Genomic DNA, 3785 nt, shown 5'->3' on the forward strand with positions numbered 1-3785 from the left:
ATGTGGAGGTCTTGCAGGCCTCTTTGGCGACCTGCAGTTTGAAACGCGCGTCGTATCTGTTCATGTATCCCTCGGGGTTGGATCTGATGTCCAACTCCCGGGGGTCACTTCACCATGGGGGCTTGGCAGCCGCATCCATGCGGCTGACACCCCGCACTCCGACACCGCCCCACCTCTGACAGTTTTCCGCGATGGGGTAGATCCACGCCATGCGTGGATGAATCTCTTTCAGATATCGAATCAATTCGGGGTCAGATCCGTTTTCCTGCGGAAAACGGATCTGATCCCAAGCGCCATTCCGGCAGGTCGCAGAAATCTGTCGAAGGCGGGGTGGGTCCGGTGGCGGGAGTGTCCGCGGCATGGATGCCGCGGCCAAGCCCCCATGGACGGGTTTACGGCGTCTCCCGCCATCGGATCCACCCCGCCATCCCACAGGAAACCAGCTTCTGCCGTTGCCGTTGCTTGAAGCCTCCGCAGGTGCAGGGCGCAGCCCTGCCGACACCCCCAACAGGCAGCCGGCGCCCGGAACAGGTACCCTATGCCGCCATCAGATAGCCAATGTGACATGACCGACGCCCTCGTCGCTCCGCAGTGGGCCTCCCGCCTGCGCGACATCGCCGACTTCCCCAAGCCCGGTATCCTGTTCAAGGACATCATGCCGCTGCTCGCCCACGGCGAGGACTTCCGCGGCGCGATCACCGCGATGGCCGACCGTTGGCGCGACCAGAAGCTGGACGCGGTGGTCGGCATCGAATCGCGTGGTTTCATCCTCGGCGCCGCGATGGCACTGGAGCTGGGCGTGGGCTTCGTGCCGGTGCGCAAGCCGGGCAAGCTGCCGGGCCAGGTGCTGCGCGAGGAATACACGCTGGAGTACCGCAGCGACTGCATCGAAGTGCACGCCGACGCGTTGCCGTCCGGTGCCCGCGTCGCGATCATCGATGACGTGCTGGCCACCGGCGGCACGCTGGTCGCTGCGTTGTCGCTGGTTCGCCGCCTGGGTGTTGAAGTGGTCGGTGCAGGCGTGCTGGTCGAGCTCGACGGCCTGGGCGGCCGGGCCCGCTGGGAGGCGGGCTTGCCACTGCACACCGAACTGGTGTTCTGATCGAAGGGTGAATGCCAACCAAGGTTGGCATCTACCAGAGCGAAGGGCCGGGAGCCGGTCGTTGCCAACCGTGGTTGGCAACGCGGCTTCAATCACATCATCCGTACGCGGAAACGACGGCCCTTGATCTTGCCGGCTTCCAGCCTGGTGACGGCCTTGTTGGCCTGTTCACGCGCGATCGCCACATAGGAGCGGGTCGGGAAGATCGCGATCTTCCCGATGAACTTGCTCGACAGGCCGGCATCGCCGGTCAGTGCGCCGAGGATGTCGCCCGGGCGCAGCTTGTCGGTCTTGCCGCCGTCGATGCGCAGGGTGCGCATCGCCGCCTGCGGCAACTCGGCCGGGCGCGAGGTCGCCAGTGGCGTCTTCTGCCAATCCAGCGGTTGCCCCATCTGCGCTTCGATGGCTTCGGCGCGGGTCTTTTCGCGGCCAGCCACCAGGCTGATCGCCAGGCCGCTCGCACCGGCACGGCCGGTACGGCCCACGCGGTGCTGGTAGCTCTCCACGTCGGTCGGCAGCTCGTAATTGATCACCGCCGCCAGCTCTTCCACATCGAGGCCGCGTGCAGCCACGTCGCTGGCCACCAGCACGTTGCAGCTGCGGTTGGCCAGCAAAAGCAGCACCTCCTCGCGGTCGCGCTGCTCCATGTCGCCGTGCAGGGCGAGTGCGGAGAAGCCGAACTGCTGCAGCGAGTTGGCCACTTCGTCCACATCCTTGCGGGTGTTGCAGAACACCACCGCCGATTCCGGCGCGTACTTCAGCAGCAGGCCGGCCAGCGCCTTCTGGCGATGCGCCGGTTCCACCTCGCAGAACAGGTGGCGGATGGCCGGTGCCTGGTCGGCGCCTTCCACGGTCACCTCCACCGCGTCGCGCAGCAGGTCACGCGCCATGGCGCGGATGCTGTCGGGGAAGGTGGCGGAGAACAGCAGGCTCTGGCGATCCCTGTGGGTGCGGCCGGCGATCTCGCGGATGGGCTCCTCAAAGCCCATGTCGAGCATGCGGTCGGCCTCGTCCAGCACCAGCGTGCGCACCGCGCCAAGATTCAGCGCGCGCTTGCGTGCCAGCTCCTGCACGCGGCCGGGCGTACCGACCACCACGTGCGGATCGTGGCCTTCCAGCGACGCCAGCTGCGGGCCCAGCGGCACGCCACCCACCAGCAGCAACAGCTTCAGGTTGGGAATGCCGGTGGCCAGCTTGCGGATCTGCTTGCCGACCTGGTCGGCGAGTTCGCGGGTCGGGCACAGGACCAGCGCCTGCACGCGGATCAGGCTGGGGTCGATGGCCTGCAGCAGGCCCAGGCCGAAGGCGGCGGTCTTGCCGCTGCCGGTCGGCGCCTGTGCGATCACATCGCGGCCATCCAGGATGGCCGGCAGGCTCTGCGCCTGCACGGGGGTGAGGGTGGTGTAGCCGAGGGCGTCCAGGCCGGGCTGCAGGGCCGGGCTCAGCGGCAGGGTCGAGAAATCAGTCATGGCGCATTCTACCTGCCTGCGCGGCTGGTCCCGCCTGGTGGGCCCGGGGGCGGATCCCTTTCCTCAGGAACGGGATCTGACCCCAACGTTGCCGTCATCCACGCATGGCGTGGATCTACGGGTGGGCGCCGACCCTGGTCGGTATGCTCCTGCTCAGCCCAGCACTGCCAACACACCCTGGTGGATCGCCAGGCCACCGAACAGCAGCCAGGCGAACAGGGTCAGCGCCAGCAGCAGTGGCTTCAGGCCGGCCTGGCGCAGCGCCGAGACATGGGTGGTCAGGCCCAGTGCGGCCATCGCCATCGCCAGCAGCACAGTATCCAGCTGCACCAGCCCGGCCTGCAGGCCAGCCGGTAGCAGGTGCAGCGAGTTGAAACCGGCCACCGCCACGAAACCGAACGCGAACCACGGCACTACGATGCGCGCCTTGCTGCCGTCGGCGCTGGCCTTGCCGCCACGCGCCAGCCACAACGACAACACGACCAGGAACGGCGCCAGCAGCATCACCCGCACCATCTTGGTGATCACCGCGGTATCGGCGGCGGCCTCGCTGACCGTGCGGCCTGCGGCCACCACCTGCGCCACTTCGTGCACCGTCGCACCAGTGAACAGGCCGTACTGCCGTGCGTCCATCGCCAACCAGCCGTGCGATTGCACCAGCGCATACAGCGCCGGGTACAGGAACATCGCCAGCGTGCCGAACACCACGACGGTGGAAACCGCGACAGTGACCTGCCCAGCGCGGCCGCGCACCACCGGTTCGGCGGCCATCACCGCTGCCGCACCGCAGATCGCGCTGCCGGCGCCGATCAGCATTGCCGCCTCGCGTTCCATCCTGAACACACGAACGCCCAGCCAGCAGGCCAGGCCGAAGGTGCTGGCGACCACCAGCACGTCCATCAGCACGCCGCTGACGCCGACATGGCCGATGTCCTGGAAGGTCAGGCGCAGGCCGTACAGCACGATGCCGGCGCGCAGCAGCCAGTGCTTGGAGAAACCGACGCCGGCCGCGCTGCTCGGTGCCAGCCGCGGGTAGAGCGTGTTGCCCACCACGATGCCGCCCACGATGGCTACCGTCAGTGCACTCAGGCCACGCGCCTGCAACCAGGAAAGCTCGGCCAGGTACAGCGATACCGCCGCGATCAGGCCCACCAGCAGTAGACCAGGCAGGCGCGGCTGCCAGCGCTGGCGCAGGGCGGGCAGGGACCAGGGGG

3 protein-coding genes are annotated in these 3785 nt (G+C 67.9%); 1 reads left to right on the forward strand and 2 read right to left on the reverse strand.

What is annotated here, in order from left to right:
• The first annotated feature begins 565 nt into the window (after positions 1-565).
• Positions 566-1102, forward strand: coding sequence for an adenine phosphoribosyltransferase (locus WDC87_RS21720; RefSeq protein ID WP_111008405.1), 537 nt, complete (start codon positions 566-568; stop codon positions 1100-1102).
• A gap of 92 nt (positions 1103-1194) precedes the next feature.
• On the opposite strand, the gene dbpA is transcribed toward WDC87_RS21720, so the two are convergent.
• Both dbpA and WDC87_RS21730 read right to left on the reverse strand, forming a co-directional pair.
• The gene (gene dbpA, locus WDC87_RS21725) at positions 1195-2571 is read right to left on the reverse strand and encodes an ATP-dependent RNA helicase DbpA (RefSeq protein WP_072168284.1); all 1377 of its coding nucleotides are present in this window, start codon (positions 2569-2571) and stop codon (positions 1195-1197) included.
• A gap of 153 nt (positions 2572-2724) precedes the next feature.
• Positions 2725-3785 (reverse strand): YeiH family protein (locus WDC87_RS21730; protein ID WP_336331329.1); only part of this gene is annotated, 1061 nt, incomplete at its 5' end.

It is taken from the genome of Stenotrophomonas maltophilia group sp. Smal12 (assembly GCF_037079935.1).
Classification (GTDB): Bacteria; Pseudomonadota; Gammaproteobacteria; order Xanthomonadales; family Xanthomonadaceae; genus Stenotrophomonas; species Stenotrophomonas sepilia.

Bases quoted from the DNA above. Each gene is read 5' to 3' on its own strand.
- WDC87_RS21720 (WP_111008405.1), top strand. From the start codon at position 566: ATGACCGACGCCCTCGTCGCTCCGCAGTGGGCCTCCCGCCTGCGCGAC.
- dbpA (WP_072168284.1), bottom strand. From the start codon at position 2,571: ATGACTGATTTCTCGACCCTGCCGCTGAGCCCGGCCCTGCAGCCCGGC.